The sequence below is a fragment of the Leucobacter soli genome (genome assembly GCF_042659205.1).
GTDB lineage: Bacteria > Actinomycetota > Actinomycetes > Actinomycetales > Microbacteriaceae > Leucobacter > Leucobacter soli.
The window spans coordinates 1-3,220 of record NZ_JBHSRW010000240.1 but is presented as its reverse complement, the minus strand read 5'-3'; the positions used below and the strand labels follow the sequence as shown (position 1 = coordinate 3,220).

General features: G+C 72.0%; 1 protein-coding gene. It reads right to left on the bottom strand.

Annotated features, from left to right (window positions below; all coding sequences use genetic code 11):
• Positions 1-3,220, bottom strand: a 3,220-nt coding sequence (locus ACFPZL_RS11470; RefSeq protein WP_382335492.1) for an Ig-like domain-containing protein, incomplete at both ends; no start/stop codon positions are given.

Below are 3,220 nucleotides of genomic sequence, written 5' to 3'. Positions count from 1 at the left end.
CCGGCGCCGTCACCGCGAGCCGGCCGGACGCCGGATCCAGCGGTCCGAACTCGAACACCCCCTCACCGGCGATGCGCCAGCTGAGCGCGGCCGCGTCGCCCGTGCGTCCGCCCTGCCAGGTGAGCATCTCCGCGAGCTCGATCGTCTGGGTCTCGCCCGGGGCGATCGTACGACCCAGCGGGTGCAGCTGCACCGTCGGATCGTCGGGCACGATGTCGATCGGGATCGGCAGCACGGTGAAGACCGTCTGCTCGGCGAGGCGCACCCGGATCATGCACGCATCGCGCCACGGTGCTTCACGGCCCGCCGCGTAGCGGATCGTCGTGTCGCCGATCGCGGAGCACGCGGCCTGGGAGCGCTGCACCCCGAAGGCGCCGCCGTCCAGCACGATGTCGTCACCGGACCCGAGGTCGAGCAGCTCGCGCACATCGGCCTCGACGGATCGCCCCTCCTCGACGGAGAGCGGCGCGGCACCGGCCTTCAGCGTCAGCCGCAGCTCGTCCAACGGCGGCACGATCAGGAATCCGTAGCCAGAGACCTCGACGCCCGCCGCGTCCCTACCGGTGAGACGGAACGCCACGAGGTCGCCCTCGGGCCGGTACTCGCCCGAAATGCTGGATCCGCTCACCCGGTACCGGCCTGCCGCCTCCCCCCACAGCGAGAGGCGCAGCTTCGAGATGTCGCCCGTCGCCCACTGCACGCGTCCGGTGACCACATCGACGCCGCCGCCCGTCAGGTCGGCGCGGTCCTTGACCGTCAGCACCGTATCCTGCACGTTCGGCGCCTGCCGACCGATCCGGTCGCTCACCTGCACCACGATCAGACCGTCCGAGGTGCTCCCCGTCGCCCGCGAGCGCACCACGTAGCGGAACGAGACCGTGCCGCTCTCGTCGCTGCCCGCGATCGTGACGATCCCGCGGCCGAGAGCGCTCGTGTCGAGCCGGGCGGCGAGTTCCCGATAGAGCGCCGAATCACGGCCTCCTGGCGCATTGGGGACGACCTCGACCAGCTCGAGCGCACCCCCGGCGGGATCCACATCGTTGTCGAGCGGCCGCACCGCGACCGGCTCCGAGACGCCCCGCTCCATACGGACGTAGTCGCTGTAGACCACCGGCGCTCCACCGGCGGGGTCCGGCTCCGTCACGATGATCCTCAGCCGACCGACGCCTTCACCGCCGAAGCCGTCGCGCACCGTGTAGCCGATGATCTCCTCGCTGGGTTCGGCGTTCGCCGATGCCGAGACCTGAATCGTGCCCGTGCGCGGCAGGATCGTGGCCGAGAGCTGCGCTTCGGCCGGCTGCTCGACGTCGACCAGGCGCACGCGGTCGCCGTCGGGATCGATGTTCGAGACCGGGACCACCGCGTTGACCCGTTCGCCCGGCGCCACGCGCACGATCAGGCTCGCCGGTTTCGGGTCGGTGTTGGCGCCCGCCGCGATCACCGTCACCTGCACGGTACCCACGTCGCTCCGGCGCGGGCTCGATGCGCCGTAGGTGGTGTACCCGAGCGTGTAGGTGCCCGGCTGATCCGGGGCGAGATACCGGAGACGCCGGCCCGATACGAACGCGAGCTCGCCCTCGGCCCCGGAGGCCGAGACCTCCGGATGCAGGACCAGCCGTTCGCCGGGCGCCGCCACGTCGTTGTCCAGGACCGGGATGTCGACGACCGATCCGGCGCGTACCGTGGCGGCGTCGGCCACCGCGATCGCTCCTGCCGACGAGACCTCCGGCACTTGGAACACCGTGATCCTGCCGCGCGCGATCCGCTCGCCCTCGGCGACGACGACCTCGGCCGATCCGATGAGCCCCGGCTGCCCGTCCGCGGTGCTGCCCGACAGCCGGATCCGAGCATGCTCGATCACGTCGGCGCGCAGCTCGCCCGCGACCACCGTCGCCGAGCGGACCGACAGAGAGCGGGAACTCGCCCCCGGGATCGCGTCGAGCACCTCGATCGTCGTATCCCCGAGCGGACGCACGAATGCGCGCAGCGGCGGCAGTGCGAGCGCGGGCCGCTCCTCCATAGCAGTGACGCGGATCACGCCGTTGCTCTCGCGCTTCGTGACGGTGTCGCGCACGGTGACGCTGACCAGGGAGTTGCCGGGGGTCTGAGCGGTGAGCGACACCGTGCCGGCGGATGGGTTCGCCACGACGCGGACGGTGCCGCTCTGCACGGCCGCGTCGACGAGCGCGAAGGATCCGGAGCCGCCGCTCACACGATTGAGCGGGTGCACTGTCGTCGGCTGACCCGTCGCGACGGTGGCCGCGATCGCCTCGATCTCCGCTACGGCGTCGGCGCGCACGCCGATCCTCAGAGTGCGCTCGGTGCTGCCGCCCCGGGAGCCGGCGACCCGCACCTGCACCGAGATCTCACCGTCAGCCGCATTCGGGTCCGTGTGGCGTACCGCCAGCCGGCCGTCCGCCGTCACCAGTGCGCGCGCCGGATCCTGATCGTCGACCAGTGTCGCGTCCGTCAGCATCATCGGATCGCCCTCGGCGTCGACCCAGCCCTCGAGGACCGGCAGCACGAGGGTGCCGCCCGGCACGATCGTCGGGCTCGGCCAACTGCGCTGACAGCCCACCACCGGGCACCACTGCGGCGCCGTGTTCGTCTCTTCGCCGACCACGCGCAGCTCGACGCGCGCCGGCTCGGAGACGGCGACGCCATCGGTGATCCGGTACGAGAACACGGCCGAGCCCGAAGCGGCAGGGCTCGGCTGCAGCATCAGGCCCTGCCCGTCCGAGAGCAGCTCCACCTGGCCGAAATCCTCCGGCAGCCCCTCTCCGAGGCCGTCCGGCACGATGGTGAGCACGTCCGAGCGGTTCGGATCGTAGTCGTTCAACAGCACCGGGAGCGGCACGGGCTCGCCGGCGCGCACCCCGAACGCATCGTTCACCGCGACCGGCGGCTTCTGCTCCGTCGCCTCCGACACGACGGTGCCGCTGACCTGCTTCGGCGGGTCCACGAGATCCCACTGCGCCGTCGGGATCAACCGCCCGTCGGGTACCGTCCACAGCATGCCGGTGCTCGTCTCCGAGAGCACCGCCCGGTTCCCGCCCGTCTGAATCACCGGCGCGAATTCGTCGACGCCGTCCTGGGACGCCTCGACCTCGAGGCCGACCTGCCCGCCGGCCTCCGTCCACATCGCGCCCGCGTCCGACGCGAGCCAGGCGGCCACCATTCCGTCGCCGACCTGCTCGGGCCGTGCCGGCGCGCCGCCGAA